We start from the raw sequence: 16,540 nt of genomic DNA on the forward strand, positions 1-16,540 counted from the left end.
CTGCGAGTGCGCCGGTACCCAGTGATAGCAGACCGTATCAGTCAGCGATCGCTTCGCTCGCGTCCGACTCCACCGTCGCCTCCTTCACCCAAAGGTCGCCGAATAGATCGTCCTGCTCGAGGGTCACCCGACCCCGATGGGCCAAAAAGAGCAATGCGAGATACGTCATCACGCGCGAACCGCCGACCGCGTCGATTTCGGCGTATAGCACTTCGTCGCGGCCCTGCTCGTAGTGGGCCTCGAGTTCGGCCTCGACGTCGTCGATGACCGCTTCGATGTCCTCCTCGTGGGTCGTGTGGGTGACGTCGTCGCTGGTCGGCTCGTCGTCGACTCGGAAGTCATCGCCTGAGTGGTAGTTCAACTCCTGGACGCCGCGATCGTAGCCGCTGGGCGAGTCGCTCGTGTCGTAACTGCGGGATTCCTTCCACCAGCTGTCGCGTTCCGCAGTCCGGAGTTCGCGCACGAGTTCGTCCAGCGTCTCCGGTTTGCCGCGGGCGTGCTTGCGCTCGAGGCGGCGTTCCATCTCTTCTTCGAGGCTCTCGACGGGATCGAACCCCGGCGGGTGGCTCTGCTCGTCACTCTCAGCATCCCTTCTCCCATCGTCGGCGAAGGGCGCTTCCCACGGCGGGAGCTCCTCCTCGTCGGGCTCGTCGGTCGCGAACAGTTCGTCGCTTTTCATCCGCAGGAGGACGCTCGCGTAGAACAGTGCTCGTCCCGAGGTCCGCAGGTCGACCTCGTCGATCGCCTCGAGGAACTTGTCCGTGACGCGAACGACGTCGATGTCCCACGGGTCGATCTCGCCGTCTTCTGCGAGTTGAACGAGTAGTTCGACCGGCTCGACAGTCTCTTCGTCCTCGTTTTCGTCCCGCTCGTCGCCCTCCTCGGACTCGCCGTCGGTGAACTCGAGGACTGCGTCGTCCGTCTCGTCCGCGCCGTCTGCGTCAGATTGCGGCGACTCGCCGGGTCGGTCGCGCTCCTCGTGGCCCGTGATATTCAGCGGAATCTCGTCGTCAGTCATCGGCCGGCACCTCGCCGCTGCTCAGGTCGATGCCGGTGACTGCACTGACGTTGTCCTGTTGCATCGTCACACCGATCGCTCGCTCGGAGCGATCGAGCATCGCAGAGCGATGAGAGACGACGACGAACTGGGCCTTCTCTGAGAGTTCGTCGACCATCTCGCCGATCCGCTCGGCGTTGACGGCGTCGAGGAAGGCGTCGACCTCGTCTAACGCGTAGAACGGGGCCGGGTTGTGTCGCTGGATCGCAAAGATAAAGGCCAGCGCCGTCAGCGACTTCTCGCCGCCCGACATGGCATCCAGTCGTTGAATCGGCTTGTCGCCCGGCTGGGCCTTCATCGTCAGGCCGCCGTCGAACGGATCGTCCTCGTTCTCGAGGTGCAACGTCCCTGTCCCTTCCGAAAGCTTCTCGAAGATCTCCGTGAAGTGGGCGGCGATCGCGTCGTAGGCGTCCATGAACGTCTGTTTCTTCTGGGTCTCGTACTGCTCGATCCGATCGCGAATGCCCTCCGCTTCCTCGACTAACGTCGCCTTGCCGTCCTCGAGTTCGTCGAGATCCTCGCGAACCTCGTCGTACTCGTCGATCGCGAGCATGTTGACCGGCTCCATCGCCTCCATGTCCGCGGTCAGGAGCTCGATCATCTCGAGGACGGTGTCGTGGTCGGGCACGTCTTCGGGATCGTAGTTGCCGACCTCCGACTCGAGGGATTCGATCTCCCACTCGAGGTCGCTTGCACGCTCGCGGGCGTCCTCGAGTTTGCTCTCGACGGCGTTGACCCGGTCTTGTTGCTGGTCGCGGTTCGTCCGGGCCGTCGATACCTCCTCTTTGAGATCGCTGCGCTCGGCTTTCAGCTCCGTGAGTTCGTCCTCGAGTTCCGCGACGGCCTCGCGTTTCTCGTCGAGTTCGTCGCGTTTCGCGTCGATTTCGGCCTCGTACTCGTCGATCCGGTCTTCGTGCTCCGCTTTGCGATTCTGTGCGTCTTCGATGTCGTCGTGGAGGTCCTCGATGGCGTCCTCAGCGTACTCCTTCTCGAGGCTCAGTTCGTTGAGGTCGCTGTCGAGCTCCTGAATCCGGTCTTCGCGCTCGTCGATCTCGGCCTCGAGCGCCTCGATCTGGTCGGTCAACTCGGGAATCTTCGAATCGGCGAGCTCGGTCTCGAGCTCGTCGATCTCGGCCTCGAGATCCTCGACTGTTGTCGTCTTCACCTCGATCTCGTCGGCGATCTCGTTCATCCGCTCGTCGACGGATTCGCGCTCCTCGCGGAGTTCCTCGAGGTCGGCCTTCAGCCCCTCGATTTCTGTCTCGATACGCTCGCGTTTCTCGTCGAGCCCCTCGAGTTCGGCTTCGATCGAGCGGACCTCGTCTGCCGCGTCGCTCTTGCGATCGCGGGCGTCGTCGAGCCGCTCTTCGACGCCACGTAGTTCCTCGCGGAGGGAGTCGCGCTCGTCCTGTAGTTCCGTGATCTGTTTGGCGACGCGCTCGAGTTGGCCCTCGCCGCCACCGGTAAACGAGTACCGGGAGCCGCCGCCGGAGCCGCCGGTCATCGCGCCGCTTTTTTCGACCAGATCGCCGTCGAGCGTGACCATCCGGTAGTCGCCCATGTACGAGCGGGCGGTCTCGATATCCTCGACGACCAGCGTATCCCCGAGAACATAGGAGAAGACGCCCGCGTATTCGCTGTCGAAATCGACCAGGTTGTACGCGAAGTCGACGACGCCCGGATCGCTCGGTGCCGACGGAAGCCGGCGCTGACTCATATCCGTCAGCGGCAGGAACGTTGCCCGACCCGCGTTGCGTGACTTGAGGTGTTCGATACACTGCTGGCCGATGACGTCGTTGTCGACGACGACGTTCGCCAGCCGGCCGCCAGCAGCGGTTTCGCAGGCGGTCGCGTACTCGCTGGGAACGGTCCCCAGCTGGGCGACCGCGCCGTGGACGCCGTTGATCCCCGAATTGAGGATCGTCGTTACCGCGCGGCCAAAGGAGGAGTCGCCGCTCTGGCCGGCGTTGGCCTCGAGTTCGGCGTACTCCTGTTGTTTGGCCTGGATCTCGTCGTCGAGGTCATCGAGGTCGGACTGCAACCGGCGCTTCTCGGCTTTCAGGTCGTCGACGACCTCGGCGATGTTTTCCCGGTTGCGCTCGGCCTTTTCGAGTTCCCGTTCGAGGTCGCTTCGCTCGCTTTCGATCTCAGGGATCTCCTGGCGTTTCTCCTCGATCGTGTTCTCTTTCTCACTAATGGCGTTCGAGCGTCGCCGGGCCTCGTCGAGTAAGCGATCCTGTTCGCGCTGCAGGTCGTTTTTCTCGGTTTTGGCTGCCTCGAGGTCGTCTTTGCGCTCGGCGAGGTCGGCCTTGAGTTCGTCGAACTCGGTGTCGACGGCCTCGATCTCGGCCTCGAGTTCGTCGCGTTCGGCCTCTCGTTCTTGGATCTCGCTTTTGATCGAGGCTTTCTCGAGTTTCTGCTCGCGGATCTCCGTCTCGAGGTCGTCGATCGTCTCCTGTTTCCGGTCGATCTGGACGAACGCCTCGCGGCGTGTGGATTCGGCGTCCTCGATCTGTTCTTCGCTGGCTTCGATCTTGTCCTCGAACCGTGAGATCTCGCCTTTGAGCTCTTCGATTTCGCTTTTGATACGGAGCTGCTCGTCTTCGCCTTTGCGCTCGATTTCGGCATTGAGATCCTCGAGGTCCTCCTCCAGGCGAACGACTTTGCCTTCGCGTTCGTCGAGTTCGCACTGCAGATCGCGGAGGTCGTCCGCGAGGTCGTCGACCTCGGCTTCGACCGACGCGAGTTCGTCGCGTTTCTCCTCGAGTTCGCTGGCCTTCTTGTAGCCCTCGTACTCCTCTTTCTCGCGGCGGAGCCGGCGGTAGCGCATGGCCTCTCGGCGTTCGTCCGCGAGCTGGTCGAGGCGGTCGCGTTTCTCTTCGATGCGGAGTTCGGCCTCGTCGATCCGTTCCTGGACCGTCTCGAGTTCGCCGAAGGCGTCCTCTTTTTTGGCGTCGAACTCCGCGACGCCAGCGATCTCGTCGATGATCTCCCGGCGGGCGTGGGGCGTCATGTTGATGATCTCGGTGACGTCGCCTTGCATGACGACGTTGTACCCCTCCGGGGTGATGCCGGCTTGCGCCAGCAGGTCCTGAATGTCCGAGAGATTGACCGAGCGATCGTTGAGATAGTAGTAAGAGTAGTAGTTGTCCTCAGTCTCTTTGACGCGCCGACGGATGCGGATCTCATCGACATCGCCGACGTCCTCACTGCCCGCAGCGTTGACGACCTGCGAGCGCTCCAAGGTGCCGTCCGAGTTGTCGAGGACGACCTCGACGGTGGCCTCGCGGGGGCCACTGGACGTGTTCCCGTCATCGTGACCGGGGTTGTAAATCAGGTCGGTCAGCTTCTCGGCGCGGATCCCGCGGGTTCGGGCGAGTCCGAGCGCAAAGAGGACGGCGTCGATGATGTTCGACTTTCCGGAGCCGTTCGGGCCCGTTACCACCGTGAAATCCTCGTAAAACGGGATCTTGGTCTTCCTCCCAAAACTCTTGAAATCGTCGAGGATGATCGCCTTGATATACATTCTCCTTGCGCGGCCTCCGTGTCGTCGAGCGCCGTCGGTCGTGGGTACTCGTCACGGCTCCGTTCCCCGCCCCACGGCGTCGCCTGCAGTTATGCTACGATAATGTCGTCGCTACCTGAGTCTTCCGTTTCGTCACTGCTCGTGTCCGCCTCACCGTCGGCGTCGGCCGCCGCTTCGGCGACGTCGTCGGGTTCGGCTTCGGGGGTCTCGTCCCCATCGGTTGACTCCGCCCGTCGCTCGGGAACGCGCGTCGGCGTGTCGGCATCGAGTTCGGCCTCGAGAACACGGATCCGCTCTTTCGCCTCGATCAATTCCTCCGTCAGGCCCGTTACCGTCGACTCGAGTTCCGAAACCGTCGATTCGAGCTGCTCGACACGGTTGTTCGACATATCTGCTAGGGGGCCGTCCGGCCACATAAACGTACGTCAGACGAATATAAGCTATCTTATATACCGTACTGCGACGACATGACTGTTCCCCGAAACCGCAAGCGTGCAAGTGATCCGGGATGCTCGAGGGCATCACAACGAGCGCGGCGGCTTCGTCCCGTTACGTTTTACCCCCGTGGGGCCGAATCGATGTCCAATGACTGCCCAGACCGTCCAGCAGGGCGACCTCGTGACCGTCATCGGGCTCGAGGTCCACGTTCAGCTGGAGACCGACACGAAGATCTTCTGTGGGTGTTCGACCGACCAGACCGACGAGCCAAACGAGAACGTCTGTCCGGTCTGTCTCGGCCTGCCGGGGGCGCTACCGGTGTTAAACGAGGCCGCCGTCGAGGCCGCCGTCAAGATCGGGAAGGCGATCGACGCCGACATCCCCGAGGAGACCCGCTTCCACCGGAAGAACTACTATTACCCCGACCTGCCCAAGAACTTCCAGATCACCCAGTACGACGAGCCGATCTGTGCCGACGGCGAACTCGAGGTTGCCGTCGAAGGCCAGCGTCGCACGATCACGATCGAGCGCGCTCACCTAGAGGAGGACCCGGGTAGTCTCCAGCACGTCGGCGGCGGTGGCGGCATCGACTCGGCCGAGTACACCCTCGTCGACTACAACCGTGCGGGCACACCGCTGATGGAGATCGTCACCGCACCGGACTTCCGCAGTCCGAGCGAGGTCCGGGCCTTCCTCGCGGAACTCGAGGAAGTGCTCGAGTACCTGGGTGTCTTCGACGCCGAGCGCGACGGCAGCCTGCGGATCGACGCCAACCTCTCGATCATCCCCGAGGACGAAATCGACGGCGACGGCGTCGACGAGATCGGCGAGGAAGCGCTGGCGGCGGCCAACCGCACGGAGGTCAAGAACATCTCGAGTCACAAGGGCGCAGAGAAGGCCCTGGCCTACGAGGAGACCCGCCAGAAGAACGCCATCCAGCGCGGCCGCGCGGTCGAACAGGAGACCCGCCACTGGGACGAGAGTCGGGGTATCACGGTCTCGATGCGCTCGAAAGAAGAGGAGAAAGACTACCGCTACTTCGAGGAGGCCGACCTACCGCCGCTTCGCGTCTCCGGCTGGAAAGACGAGATCGCCATCCCGGAACTGCCCTCGGCCCGCCGCGAGCGGTTCCAGGCGGAGTACGGCCTGAACGAGGAGGCTGCCTCGAAGCTTACCTCCACCAAGCAAGTCGCCGACTTCTACGAGAACGTCGCCGGCGAGTTCGATCCCGATCTCGCCGCCACGTGGGTCGCGGACAACCTGCTTGGCGAACTCAACTACCGCGACATCGAGATCACCGAGATCGAGGGCCGGCTCGAGGAAGTCACCCGGCTGGTCGAACTCGTCGCCGAGGACGAGATCACGGCGAAAAACGCCCGTGAAACGGTGCTGCGCGCGATGCTTGATGACGGCCGCACGCCGGACGAGGTCGTCGCCGAGGAAGGCTTAGGCAAGACCGGCGAAGACGAGGTCCAGCAGGCTGTCGTCGAAGCGATCGACGAGAATCCCGGTGCCGTCGACGACTACGAGTCGGGCGACGACGGCGCGATCAACTTCCTCGTGGGTCAGGTCATGCAAAAGACCGGTGGTAGCGCCGACCCCGGCGACGTCAACCAGCTGCTGCGGGCCGAACTCGAGGGGTAGTCACTCGAATCCGTTCTGCAGCGCCTCGAGATCCTCCCTGGCGTGTCCACAGAGGACCCGCGCGTCGTGGCGGCGCTCGAGGTCCCTGACCGTTCGTAGGCTCTCGTGCCAGTCGCGTTTGCTCCAGAGTAGTCCGCCACCCATTGGGAGTCCCTGGTCGTAGTTCTCGCGGGTGTAGGCCTGATCGCCCGCAAGGATCACCGTGCCGGCGTCGTCGAGTTCGAGGTGCACGCCAAGCAAGCCGGGCGTGTGGCCGGGCAAGTGAACGAGCTCGAGACCGTCGACGAGCTGTCTGCGGTCGCGGTGGATGATCTCCCAGTGCAGGTCGCGGTCGAAGTCGCCGGCAAGATAGGCCACGTCGCCCGCATCGGTTTTGGCGCTGTAGTAGGCGTACTTGAGCTCTCGTTCGTGGACGACGATCGGCGTGTCGGTGCCCTCGAACGCGTAGAGGCCGCCGGCGTGGTCGAGGTGCAGATGGCTCTGGATCACCATGTCGATGTCGGCGATTGCGTAGCCAGCGTCGGCCAGATCGTCCTCGAGCGGCCGGAGGCCGGTGTGTTCGAAGGCCGTATAGAGGTCGGCAGGCCAGTGGCCGTCTGCGGCGTCGGGATGGGAACCGGTATCCCAGAGGATCGTCGCCTCGGGGTGGTCGATAACGACGTTGTAGACCGGCGCGTCCTCCATGACCGTCTCGGGATTCGGTTCGTCGGTCGTTCCGAGGACGGCCCCCTCGATGATGTTGTTGCGGTCGGCGGTGATCGTCCCGCGATCGATCGGTGTGAGTGTCGCGTCGACCATACTCTCAGCACGCGCGGCGCGCGCTTATGGGTGTGGAATCGCTACAATCTCGGCGCGGTTGGCTACTCGGAGCGATCCTGTCCTGTCTCTCGCTCCGATCTCGTTGTCACTGTCTGCTGTGATTCTTCCTGTCGTCAGGGCGTCGTGTCCACATGGTCAGAGCTTCGACGATCGTGCTCGTCGTCGGTGTCGGGTTGCTGTTCGTCCCGATTCCACCCGTGTCGACGGTCCTCGGTGCGGTCGTCATTCTCGTCGGGGCAGCGCTTAGAATCTTGACTGATCACTGACTTGTCCACGATCGCCGTTTGATTTCGGTTTGATCGGTTTGCACGCGTTGCATCGTTAGGTCCACGGTTTTATTGACTGTCGTTCAATCAGTACGTATGGCTTCATCCCCGCACGTTCTCGTTGCCGGCGGCGGTCTCGCCGGACTCGTCGCCGCCCGGCACCTCGCCGCCGGCGGCGTCGACGTCACCTTGCTCGAGCGCCACGACACGGTCGGTGGCCGCGTCCGAACCGTCGAGCGCGACGGTTACCGGTTTGATCGCGGCTTTCAGGTATTGTTTACGGCCTATCCCGCAGTCCAGCGGGAACTCGATCTCGAGGCGCTCGACCTACGACGGTTCGCGCCGGGTGCCACCATCGCGGGCCCCGACGGCCGAACGGTACTCGCGGACCCGCTTCGTGAACCCAGCACGATCCCAGCGACGCTATCAAATCCCGTCGTCTCCGTCGGTGACGCGCTCCGAATCGCTCGACTCTGGTGGAACCTCCGTCGAACCGATCCCGAGACGGTGCTCGAGGAGGGTATCGACGAGACGATCCGGGCATATCTCGATAAACGCGGGTTCTCAGACCGGTTCATCGACGAATTCGTCGCCCCGTTTTACGGTGGGATCACGCTCGATCGCTCGCTGTCGACCTCGAGCCGTGTCTTCGAGTACACGTTCCGAACCCTTGCGGCGGGCGAGATCGCCGTCCCCGCTGCGGGAATGGGGGCGATCACGGCCCAACTCGCAGACCGCGTCCGCCAGGTCGGCGGCACCATCGAAACCGGGGTCAGGGCCGAGTCGGTTACAGCGACCGGGGGCGACTCGAGCGGATCGGACGGTCCCGTCAGGGTCGAGACCGATACCGGGACCGTCGAAGCTGACGCGGTCGTCGTCGCGACCGACCCACCGACCGCCCGCGACCTGACCGGCGTCGACGCGATCCCCACGGAGGCACGCGGCTGTGTCACCCAGTATTACGCGCTGCCACCCGGCGTCGACCTCGAGACCGACCGGCGGCTGCTGTTGAACGCGACCGAAACGGGGCCGAACCACGTCGTCCCGCATAGCGCGGTCGCGCCGACGTACGCCCCTGACGGCACGACGCTCATCAGTGCGACGTATCTCGGCGGCGAGAGCTATAGACCCTCGAGGCGAAGCGGCGCGAGCCGCGGAGCGGCGGAACGCGACGGGGAACTATCCGAACTGACGCGACGAACGCTCGGGTCGTGGTATCCCGACCACCGGTTCGACGGGCTCGAAGCTATCCACACTGAACGGGTGCCGTTCGCCCAGTTCGTCCAGCCACCGGGCTTTCGCGAGCGGCTGCCCGACGTTCGCGATCCGGCGGGGCCGGTCTATCTGGCGGGTGACTACATGCAGTGGTCGTCGATTCAGGGCGCGATGGAGAGCGGCCGACAGGCTGCGAAGGCCGTCATCGACGATCTGTCGAGGTCTCGGGGCCGGTGACGGACCAGTCACGACGCAATCGTTAAGTCGATGGTCGCTGACGTTTCGGTCTGATTTCTCGAATGAAACTACTCGTACTCGGGGACCTCCACCTCGGCGAAGACGGGTACGCTGGTCGCCCGCACCCGTCGTGGGAGCGGTTCGACGCCGTCCTCACCGTCGGCGACGTCGCTCACTCTCGCGTGAGCGTCGCAAACGGGACGTTGCAGCAAGAGGAACTAGTCGGACTCGAGGAAGCGACGGCCTTCTTCGAGCACTTAGACGACCTCGGTGTCCCAGTTCTAACGGTCCCCGGAAACCACGATCATCATCGGCACGAGGAGTGTATTGACGGCGCGACAGGGGTACGGAACCTGCACCGAGCGGCGACCGACCTCGGAGCGTATCACGCGTTCGGCTTCGGGAGCGAGCTGCTCGACGACGGTCCGGAAGTCCGATACGATCCCGAAGCGATGACTGAGATCGACGACCCCGACGCATGGCTCGCGCGAACGCTCGACCGTGCTGCAGGCGACGACACGGAAGCTGCCGTCGCGTTGTGCGACCGACTCGAGGGGGTCGACCAGCAGTTTTCTACCTACAGTGACGGATACGAGACGCTGACGTCGCTCGCGACGGCTAGCGAAGACAGCCATGGGACGATCGGGATCACACACGTCCCACCGTTCAACACCACGCTCGATCGGGTCGCCGAGTCCGTCCCCCGTATCGGCGGTCGCCACTGGGGATCGATCGCACTCACGAACCTGCTGACCGATCACGACATTTCGTTCGTCGCGTGCGGACACATCCACGAGGCCGAGGGCGTCGAAACATCGCCGGCACGCCCTGTCTCAACGCTGGCTACCGGAGTGCCTACGACGTGACCCTCGAGAACGGCGACGTCTCGATCACCGACGCCGAACCACCGATCGAGTAAGCGCATCGGAACGCAGCCGACGATGCCGACTCAGGCGGCTTCACAGCAGTTTTCGGAGTTCTCCCAGCGGCGGAAACCACAGCGTCTCGCCGCTCGAGTCGTCCCGAACCGCGGGATAGAACTCGTCTGCGTTCCGGACGAGCGGCGTCTGAAAGTCGCGGCCAGCCATTCTATTGACGGTCGCGCCGGCAGCGAGCCGGGTAAACGCAGGAAGGACGAGCACGTCCGCACCCTCGTAGGCGTCGGGGCCGTAGAGAACACACGGCCGTTTGCAACCCTCGATCGACAGCGCGGGATGATCGTGGCCAACGATGTACCGGTCGGCTGTCGTCTTCGGTCGCTCATGGCCGTGACAGACCACCGTCTCGCCGTCGGCCAGTTCGTACTCGAGGGTAGTCTCGACGTCAAAGACCGTCTCGAGCATCGTGTCGTGGTTGCCCGGCGTGACGACCAACTCGGCTTCAGCCGCGTTGACGACATCGATCAGTCGATCGAGATCGCGCTCGACGCCGCGTGGAAGGCGCGAAAACGAGTGTAACAGGTCGCCAGCGATGACGACCGTGCTCGGCTCGGTCGCCGCGAGTACGCTCTCGAGTCGCTCGCGGACGTCGGTACCGTCGTCGATCGGAGCGTCGACGCTCGAAGCAGCCGCTTTCCCGAGGTGAACGTCCGCGATGACGAGCGTCTCGGCAGCGGGAACGAAGACAGCGCGGTCGTGGACGGCAAACGGAACGTCGATCGCGACGCCGGTGTCAGTCATCGCCCGTTTCGGAGCGGGCCGTGCGTGCCGCTGCATCGGTCTCGCCCTGAACGTCCGCGCCGAGGGCGTCCGCGAGGTCGTACTCCGTGCCGGTCAGGATGTAGAGGACTTCCTCGAGGGGCTCGAGCACTTCGGGGAGCAGGCGGACGACGAGGTACGTAATGCCAAGCAGGGCGACGATCGACAGCGACTGGGCGATGAAGTTGTGGGCGACGAGATAGGAGGTTCGGTCGGCGGGTGCGCCCATGAACTCCGTGACGAAGTAGACGAAGACGTCCTGCTGGAACCAGCCCCACGGCGAGGCCAGCCCGATGAAGACGTTCCGGACGAGATTCAGAAACCAGATGACGCCGATCGAGAGCACGAAGGGCGTAACTTTTCGCTTGAGCGGTGCGTCGACCGCTGCGATGAGACCGCCGAAGATGGCCATGCTGCCGATGCCGGTACAGGACATGATGATGTAGGTCGTCCGGCCGGTCACGGTCTCGTTGGGATCGAACCCGAACTTGCTCATATAGCCGTTGCTTCCTTCGACGATGCCGGGACTGTAGCCGAACAGCTCCATCCCGAAATGCGTCTGGGCGGCCGTCGTCTCGATCAGCCACGTACGAACGACGGGGATCGTCTCCGCAGGCAGATAGAAGAGACCCATGAACGCGACGGCGTTCGACAGCACGAGCAGTGACTCTCGTCCCTGCACGAGCAGATACCCGGCATAGACGGACAGCGGCAATGCAGCCAGTGTCAGCAGCGTTTGAATCGGGCTTTTGACCTCGAGATAGTAGTGTGGGACCATCGTCAGCCAGAAGAGGCCGAAGACGACCCAGGCACCTGCTGCGAGGTAGCGTGCAGGGTCGACGAAATCGCGCCATTCGAGGACCATCGCTGCGACGAACGCGCCGATCGCGGTCCAGGCGAGGACGTCTCCGAGCGGAATCGAACCGATAGTTACCGCTGTCGACGCGGGTAGGGTCGGCATGTTCATCTCACTCCGATGGTCTCTCCGGCTATCAACTTGACGCCTCGGTACGACCGAGCGACACAGCGGGCCGACCGCGTCCCTTTTTGCCGCGCACCGAAATATAGCGGTATGGTCGACGTCCTCGACAACAAGCGGGCCGCGACGCGGTTCCGGATTCTCGTCCAGATCGCCGAGCGCCAGCCCGCGGTCAGCCAGGGTGAGATCGCCGAGGAAGTCGGCGTGACGAGTCAGGCCGTCAGCGAATACATTCGCGAACTCGTCGAGGAAGGATTCGTCGAAAAGGAAGGCCGCTCTCGCTATCGCGTCACTCGCGAAGGCGTCGACTGGCTCTTCCGTGCGGCCGACGACGTTCGTCGGTTCGCCGATCACGTCACCGGCGACGTCCTCGGCGCGATGAGCGAGGATGCGTACATCGCCACCGACGACATCGAGGAGGGCGAAACGGTCTCGCTGACCGTTAAGGACGGCCTGCTTCATGCCACGCCGGGGAATGAGGGTCCCGCGACCGGGATCGCGACTAGCGACGCTGAAGCCGGGACCGATGTCGGTGTCACCAGTTTCGAGGGCGTCATGGAACTCGAGCCCGGCTCCGTCACCGTTCTCCAGGTGCCATCGATCCGTACCGGCGGCAGCCGTGCGATCGACGATGTGACGCTCACCGACGCGTGTGCCGACGCCGATCTCGTCGTCGCCACCGGTGTCGAGGCCGTCGTCGCCTGCCGGCAGGCCGGTACCGAGCCTGCGGTCACCTTCGCCGTCGGTGATGTCGCGGCTGACGCCGCAAGTCACGGCCTTGCGGTCACCGCCGTCGCCACGACCGACGCCGTTGGCCGCGTCACCGACGCACTGCGTGATGCCGACGTGTCCTACGAAGTCCTCGAGGGCTGATACGGACAGCTGTCAGTCATTTCTGGCGTCCCCGTACCCCGCCGCGGGTGTGCCGGGACACAGTGACGAATATAAGCGGCCCGGCCGACGTCCCGTCTCCCGGTTCTGATACGGGAAGACTGCGCGGCTCACTCAGCGACACAACTGGCTGCAGAAACGAAGCAAATCGAGTCGTTATCCGATGTAGCGCAGGTCGTCGTCGGTCGGCACGTCCATGCTCTGTTGTTGTTCCATCTCCTGGATCTTGCCGATGACGTCTTCCATCTCGTCGGCCCGCTCGTCGAGGGATTCATAATCGAGGTCGAAACCGAGGACATCCGCAAGCACCTCGAGCACCGATCGGGCGCTTTTGGGATCGACGAGATAGCCACTGGTCTCGCCCATCAGGCAAGCCGCATCGAAGCCGCGGCGCTCGCCGAGTCCCAGCAAGAGCCCGGAGACACCGACGATGCCGCCGGCGGGTTCGTCCTCGCGGAACTCGACGCCAGCATCCTCGAGGCCCTCGAGCAACGACTCGTCGCTGACGGCCCCGACGACGGCGTACTCGTCGATGAGTTCACCGGTCGGGACGCCACCGAGTGCATACACCTCGGTCGCGCCGAACTCCGCGGCGATGTCGAGGAAGGCGTCGGTCAGCGTGTAGTGACCGGCGTTGCTCTGGGCCTGATGGTCGCCGGTCAAAAGCAGGAGATCTCTGCCGTCGGGAACGTCGACGGCGTAGACCTCAGCACAGGTCAGTTCCGAGACACCGTTCTCGATGCTCACCTGCGGCGGGAACTCGCGGGAGTAGACCCGTCGGACGAGCGTGCTCTCGCCTTCGAGTTCCTCGAGCAGGTGTTCGACGGCGAGGGTGCCGACGTGTCCGACCCCCGGCAACCCCTCGACGAGGACGGGGTCGTCCAGTTCGACCTCGGCGACTGCGTCGATCTCGAGTTCGTCCATACCGTATCAGCGATGGCGACGTTTAAGAGCGCGTCGGTACTCGCCGTGGGGGTCGTTGGGGTCAAAGGGTGCCGGCGCGCTGTTTTCGGCGTCAGCACCGCACTCGGGACAGGTGTCAGAAAGGGTATATACCGGGCGGTCGTGGACCGCTCGCCACGCCGAACACACCCGGATATCCGATTTCATTACTCGTCGTCGGTCCGTCGCTCGCGGTGATACTCGCCGCTGCCGTCGTGGTCTTCGATCGCGGCGATCGCGCGATCAGCGCTGTCCTCGAGGTGAGATTCGGCGGTCTTGTAGTTCGGTGCCTGCACCTCGATGCGGTACTCAGGTGCGCCGACGTAGCTCACTTCGAGGTCGACTTCCTCGGGCACTTCGCCGTTGCCTTCGGCGGCCTCGAGGGCCTCGCGGATACCGTCGACACCGCTTGGCGAGGGGTTCTCTAAGTCGACGTAGCCAGTGACGTTGACGTAGGGTACCGAGACGTTCTCGCGGGCGGTCTCGACGAGCGAGTCGATCTCGTTGTCGTCGAGATCAGTGTCAGCGAGGGCTTCCTCACCGTGGATCGCGGCCTGCTTGAAGCCGTCGTAGAGGCTTCCGTGGGCCCCGATCAGTTCGTTGGCGATCGCGGTATAGGCCTCGTCGTCGATGTCGTCGCCGAAGGCCAGTTCCATCCAGTTGTCGGCCTTCTGCTCGTTTTTCCACTCCTGAATCTTGTCGGAGCGCTGGTGGTCGTTGACGTCTTTCAGCGAGAGGTCGATCTGCTGGGAGCTCTCGTCGACATCCAGGACCTTACAGACGACGATCTGGCCCTCGCGGACGTGGTCGCGGACGTTTTTGATCCAGCCGCTTGCGACTTCGGAGATGTGGATCAGTCCGCGCTTGTCCTCGTACTCCTCGAGATCGACGAAGACACCGAAGTCCTCGATTTCGTCGATCTTGCCGACGACGAGTTCGCCGGGGTCGGGCCAGCCGCTGTATTTCATCGTGACTCGACTGTGTCGATGATCTCGTGTTCGATCTCGGCTTTGCCGCCGGTCGGTCGCGCAAGCGTCGTGCCACAGACGGCACAGGCGACCTCCGTGGAGGCCTTGCCGAAGACGGTCTGTTCGTTCTCGCAGTCACCGCATCGGACGCTGTAGAAGTTTCCTGCCATTGAAATCACTCCTGGAACTCGAGTCGGCCAGCGCGCCATCCCTCGCGGAGGTGGGCCTTGCCACATTCGCTGCAGCGGTACTTGAGGTCGGTCTTCTTGGTCGGCTTCTCGCCACCGGGCACTTTCGAGAAGCGACCGGAGTTCCCGATCGACGCGCTGTTGCGCCGGGTACGGCGAGCGTCCCATTTCATACCCGAGGAGCGGCCGGTTCGGGACTTTTCGACTTCGTGTTCGTGGTGTTCGTTGCAGTGCGGGCAGTACGTATTGAATCGGCGTGGCATCTGCATGGTTATCTCACTTGCTGTGGCCTATGGCAGCGCTGTTTAAAAACCGTTTGATAGCCGCCGGACCACCGCCCACGGGCGACGGTGGGCTGCCGGCCACGCTCGCTGTTGACTTGCAAACGGGACTGCTCTCCGTCGTCCGGTTTGCGAGGCGACAGCAGCCTCCGAAGCGTTTAATCCGCTCTCCTGTGAAGCTGAAGGCATGAAGCAGCTCATCATCCACGGCGATCCCGGCATTCGAAATGGAGCCATCATTCGATACGGGGAGTCGGAAGTGGTCTGTTTTGGGATCAACAGAAACGGCGAGTACCACGGTCCTGACCGGGTCCAGCTCTGGTGTACCGTCGGCGAGGAAGACGAGTACGAGGATTACGAGAAGCGAAACTACGTGCCACACTTCCTCGAGGTCGACCATGTCGAGGCCGAGGATGTCGAAGTTATCCGGCCGAAAGCCGATCTCGCGATCTGATCGCTATCGGTACAACTCCCGTCCCGAGTCCTGTCCAACCAGTCCGTTCATGACCGGCTTCCATTGGCAACTCAGACAGCGTGCTCGAGTTCACAGATCTATCTCTTAGTTGCTATTTTTACATGGCGACCGGAAGATGGAAATCCAAGCCGTCGACAGTGACCGGTACGCTCGAGGCCGAATACGACGATGAGTAATTCCCTGTCAGAGGTCGTCCGGATGCGGGTTCGTGCGCTGTGTTCGACGACGCGATTCGGGCAGTTCGTCGGCGTCGGTGCCGTCGGAGCGGCCGTCGACAATGTGGTTCTCGTGTTGGTAGTCGAGGCGACAGTTCTCGGTCCGGTCATCGCGAAAGTGCTCTCTTGGGAGCTCGGCATCGCGGTAATCTTTGCGATCAACGAACGATGGACGTTCGCTGACTACGGAAAGAGTGGACTTCGACCCCTGGGGAAGCGATTCCTGCGTTCAAACGTGGTCCGACTCGGTGGGTTTCTCGTGACGCTGGCGGTACTAGCTGTTCTGGTTCGTCGGTTTGCGGTCTGGTATGTGCTGGCGAACGTCGTCGGGATCGGCGTTGGCTTCTTCGTTAATTACACCTGTGAGAGCCTCTATACGTGGCAGGTCCATCAGAAGTGAACTACCCCGCCCTACTCGCTCTCTCCGATCGCTTCTTGGGGGCGGGGGCTTGGCACCCTCAACGCCACCGCTAACGGGAGAAACCCGCATACGGCATCCGAATCACAACCCTTAACTAGGCGACTCGGGTATGAACAGGTAGCGGGATGGGATAGCCAGGAGATTCCGGCGGGCTCATAACCCGCAGATCGGTAGTTCAAATCTACCTCCCGCTACTTTTGACGAATTCACCGACGAACGACGAGTGGAGCGAGGAGTGAGTCCGGAATTCGTCGAAAGACGATGAGTAGATTTGAACTAGA

The 16,540-nt window shown here is 63.1% G+C and carries 18 protein-coding genes and 1 tRNA gene; 8 read left to right on the forward strand and 11 right to left on the reverse strand.

Translation table 11 applies throughout. The features are described 5' to 3' along the window. Window positions 1–37: 37 nt before the first annotated feature. The 3 genes from C476_RS02365 to C476_RS02375 all read right to left on the reverse strand — a co-directional run bounded on the left by C476_RS02365 (window position 38) and on the right by C476_RS02375 (window position 4,972). Window positions 38–1,018, reverse strand: a complete 981-nt coding sequence (locus C476_RS02365) for a segregation and condensation protein A (protein WP_008009467.1) — start codon at window positions 1,016–1,018, stop codon at window positions 38–40. Next, a complete protein-coding gene (gene smc / locus C476_RS02370) occupies window positions 1,011–4,583 on the reverse strand; it encodes a chromosome segregation protein SMC (RefSeq protein ID WP_008009469.1) in 3,573 nt (1,190 codons plus the stop codon). Before smc ends, C476_RS02365 begins: the two co-directional genes overlap by 8 nt. An 89-nt stretch (window positions 4,584–4,672) precedes the next feature. Next, a complete protein-coding gene (locus C476_RS02375; RefSeq protein ID WP_008009471.1) occupies window positions 4,673–4,972 on the reverse strand; it encodes a DUF7518 family protein in 300 nt (99 codons plus the stop codon). A gap of 196 nt (window positions 4,973–5,168) precedes the next feature. Here C476_RS02375 and gatB point away from each other — a divergent pair, with 196 nt between their 5' ends. Beyond that, on the forward strand, window positions 5,169–6,665 hold the full coding sequence (gene gatB / locus C476_RS02380; protein WP_008009473.1) for an Asp-tRNA(Asn)/Glu-tRNA(Gln) amidotransferase subunit GatB: 1,497 nt from the start codon (window positions 5,169–5,171) through the stop codon (window positions 6,663–6,665). On the opposite strand, the gene C476_RS02385 is transcribed toward gatB, so the two are convergent. After that, the gene (locus C476_RS02385; protein ID WP_008009474.1) at window positions 6,666–7,463 is read right to left on the reverse strand and encodes an N-acyl homoserine lactonase family protein; all 798 of its coding nucleotides are present in this window, start codon (window positions 7,461–7,463) and stop codon (window positions 6,666–6,668) included. Window positions 7,464–7,615: 152 nt separating this feature from the next. Here C476_RS02385 and C476_RS02390 point away from each other — a divergent pair, with 152 nt between their 5' ends. The 3 genes from C476_RS02390 (at window position 7,616) to C476_RS02400 (ending at window position 10,068) form a co-directional block, all read left to right on the forward strand. Beyond that, window positions 7,616–7,750 carry a hypothetical protein gene (locus C476_RS02390; protein WP_008009476.1) on the forward strand — a complete coding sequence of 45 codons (135 nt, stop codon included), beginning with the start codon at window positions 7,616–7,618 and terminating at the stop codon, window positions 7,748–7,750. Between the two features lie 96 nt (window positions 7,751–7,846). Continuing rightward, a complete protein-coding gene (locus C476_RS02395) occupies window positions 7,847–9,202 on the forward strand; it encodes an NAD(P)/FAD-dependent oxidoreductase (protein WP_008009477.1) in 1,356 nt (451 codons plus the stop codon). Window positions 9,203–9,264: 62 nt separating this feature from the next. Further along, window positions 9,265–10,068: a metallophosphoesterase family protein gene (locus C476_RS02400; protein ID WP_008009479.1), complete on the forward strand. Its 804-nt coding sequence runs from the start codon at window positions 9,265–9,267 to the stop codon at window positions 10,066–10,068. 93 nt (window positions 10,069–10,161) lie between these two features. Here the strand turns inward: C476_RS02400 and C476_RS02405 are convergent, their stop codons facing one another. Both C476_RS02405 and artA read right to left on the reverse strand, forming a co-directional pair. Next, a complete protein-coding gene (locus C476_RS02405; RefSeq protein ID WP_008009480.1) occupies window positions 10,162–10,881 on the reverse strand; it encodes a metallophosphoesterase in 720 nt (239 codons plus the stop codon). Further along, the gene (gene artA, locus C476_RS02410) at window positions 10,874–11,866 is read right to left on the reverse strand and encodes an archaeosortase A (RefSeq protein WP_008009482.1); all 993 of its coding nucleotides are present in this window, start codon (window positions 11,864–11,866) and stop codon (window positions 10,874–10,876) included. The genes C476_RS02405 and artA overlap by 8 nt, the downstream gene beginning before the upstream one ends. 105 nt (window positions 11,867–11,971) lie before the next feature. Here artA and C476_RS02415 point away from each other — a divergent pair, with 105 nt between their 5' ends. Then, complete coding sequence (locus C476_RS02415; RefSeq protein ID WP_008009483.1) at window positions 11,972–12,751, forward strand: DUF7839 domain-containing protein; 780 nt, start codon at window positions 11,972–11,974, stop codon at window positions 12,749–12,751. Between the two features lie 174 nt (window positions 12,752–12,925). Here C476_RS02415 and C476_RS02420 read toward each other — a convergent pair whose 3' ends face one another. The 5 genes from C476_RS02420 to C476_RS02435 are packed head-to-tail and all read right to left on the reverse strand — an operon-like array spanning window position 12,926 to window position 15,136. Continuing rightward, window positions 12,926–13,693, reverse strand: coding sequence for a proteasome assembly chaperone family protein (locus C476_RS02420; protein ID WP_008009485.1), 768 nt, complete (start codon window positions 13,691–13,693; stop codon window positions 12,926–12,928). A 6-nt stretch (window positions 13,694–13,699) separates the two neighbouring features. Next, window positions 13,700–13,879 (reverse strand): RNA-protein complex protein Nop10, encoded by a 180-nt coding sequence (locus C476_RS17680; RefSeq protein ID WP_008009486.1) that lies wholly within the window; start codon window positions 13,877–13,879, stop codon window positions 13,700–13,702. After that, on the reverse strand, window positions 13,879–14,679 hold the full coding sequence (locus C476_RS02425; RefSeq protein WP_008009488.1) for a translation initiation factor IF-2 subunit alpha: 801 nt from the start codon (window positions 14,677–14,679) through the stop codon (window positions 13,879–13,881). Before C476_RS02425 ends, C476_RS17680 begins: the two co-directional genes overlap by 1 nt. After that, window positions 14,676–14,849: a 30S ribosomal protein S27e gene (locus tag C476_RS02430; RefSeq protein ID WP_008009490.1), complete on the reverse strand. Its 174-nt coding sequence runs from the start codon at window positions 14,847–14,849 to the stop codon at window positions 14,676–14,678. The genes C476_RS02425 and C476_RS02430 overlap by 4 nt, the downstream gene beginning before the upstream one ends. A gap of 5 nt (window positions 14,850–14,854) precedes the next feature. Then, the gene (locus C476_RS02435) at window positions 14,855–15,136 is read right to left on the reverse strand and encodes a 50S ribosomal protein L44e (RefSeq protein WP_008009492.1); all 282 of its coding nucleotides are present in this window, start codon (window positions 15,134–15,136) and stop codon (window positions 14,855–14,857) included. A gap of 199 nt (window positions 15,137–15,335) precedes the next feature. Between C476_RS02435 and C476_RS02440 the strand changes: the two genes are divergently transcribed. From C476_RS02440 to C476_RS02450, 3 genes are all read left to right on the forward strand, one after another. Beyond that, window positions 15,336–15,602 carry an HAH_0734 family protein gene (locus tag C476_RS02440; RefSeq protein WP_008009493.1) on the forward strand — a complete coding sequence of 89 codons (267 nt, stop codon included), beginning with the start codon at window positions 15,336–15,338 and terminating at the stop codon, window positions 15,600–15,602. A 189-nt stretch (window positions 15,603–15,791) separates the two neighbouring features. Next, window positions 15,792–16,238 carry a GtrA family protein gene (locus C476_RS02445; protein WP_049911545.1) on the forward strand — a complete coding sequence of 149 codons (447 nt, stop codon included), beginning with the start codon at window positions 15,792–15,794 and terminating at the stop codon, window positions 16,236–16,238. A gap of 140 nt (window positions 16,239–16,378) precedes the next feature. Beyond that, a tRNA-Met gene (locus tag C476_RS02450) sits at window positions 16,379–16,453 on the forward strand. Window positions 16,454–16,540 lie beyond the last annotated feature (87 nt).

The organism is Natrinema limicola JCM 13563, assembly GCF_000337475.1.
In the GTDB taxonomy this organism is placed as follows: domain Archaea; phylum Halobacteriota; class Halobacteria; order Halobacteriales; family Natrialbaceae; genus Natrinema; species Natrinema limicola.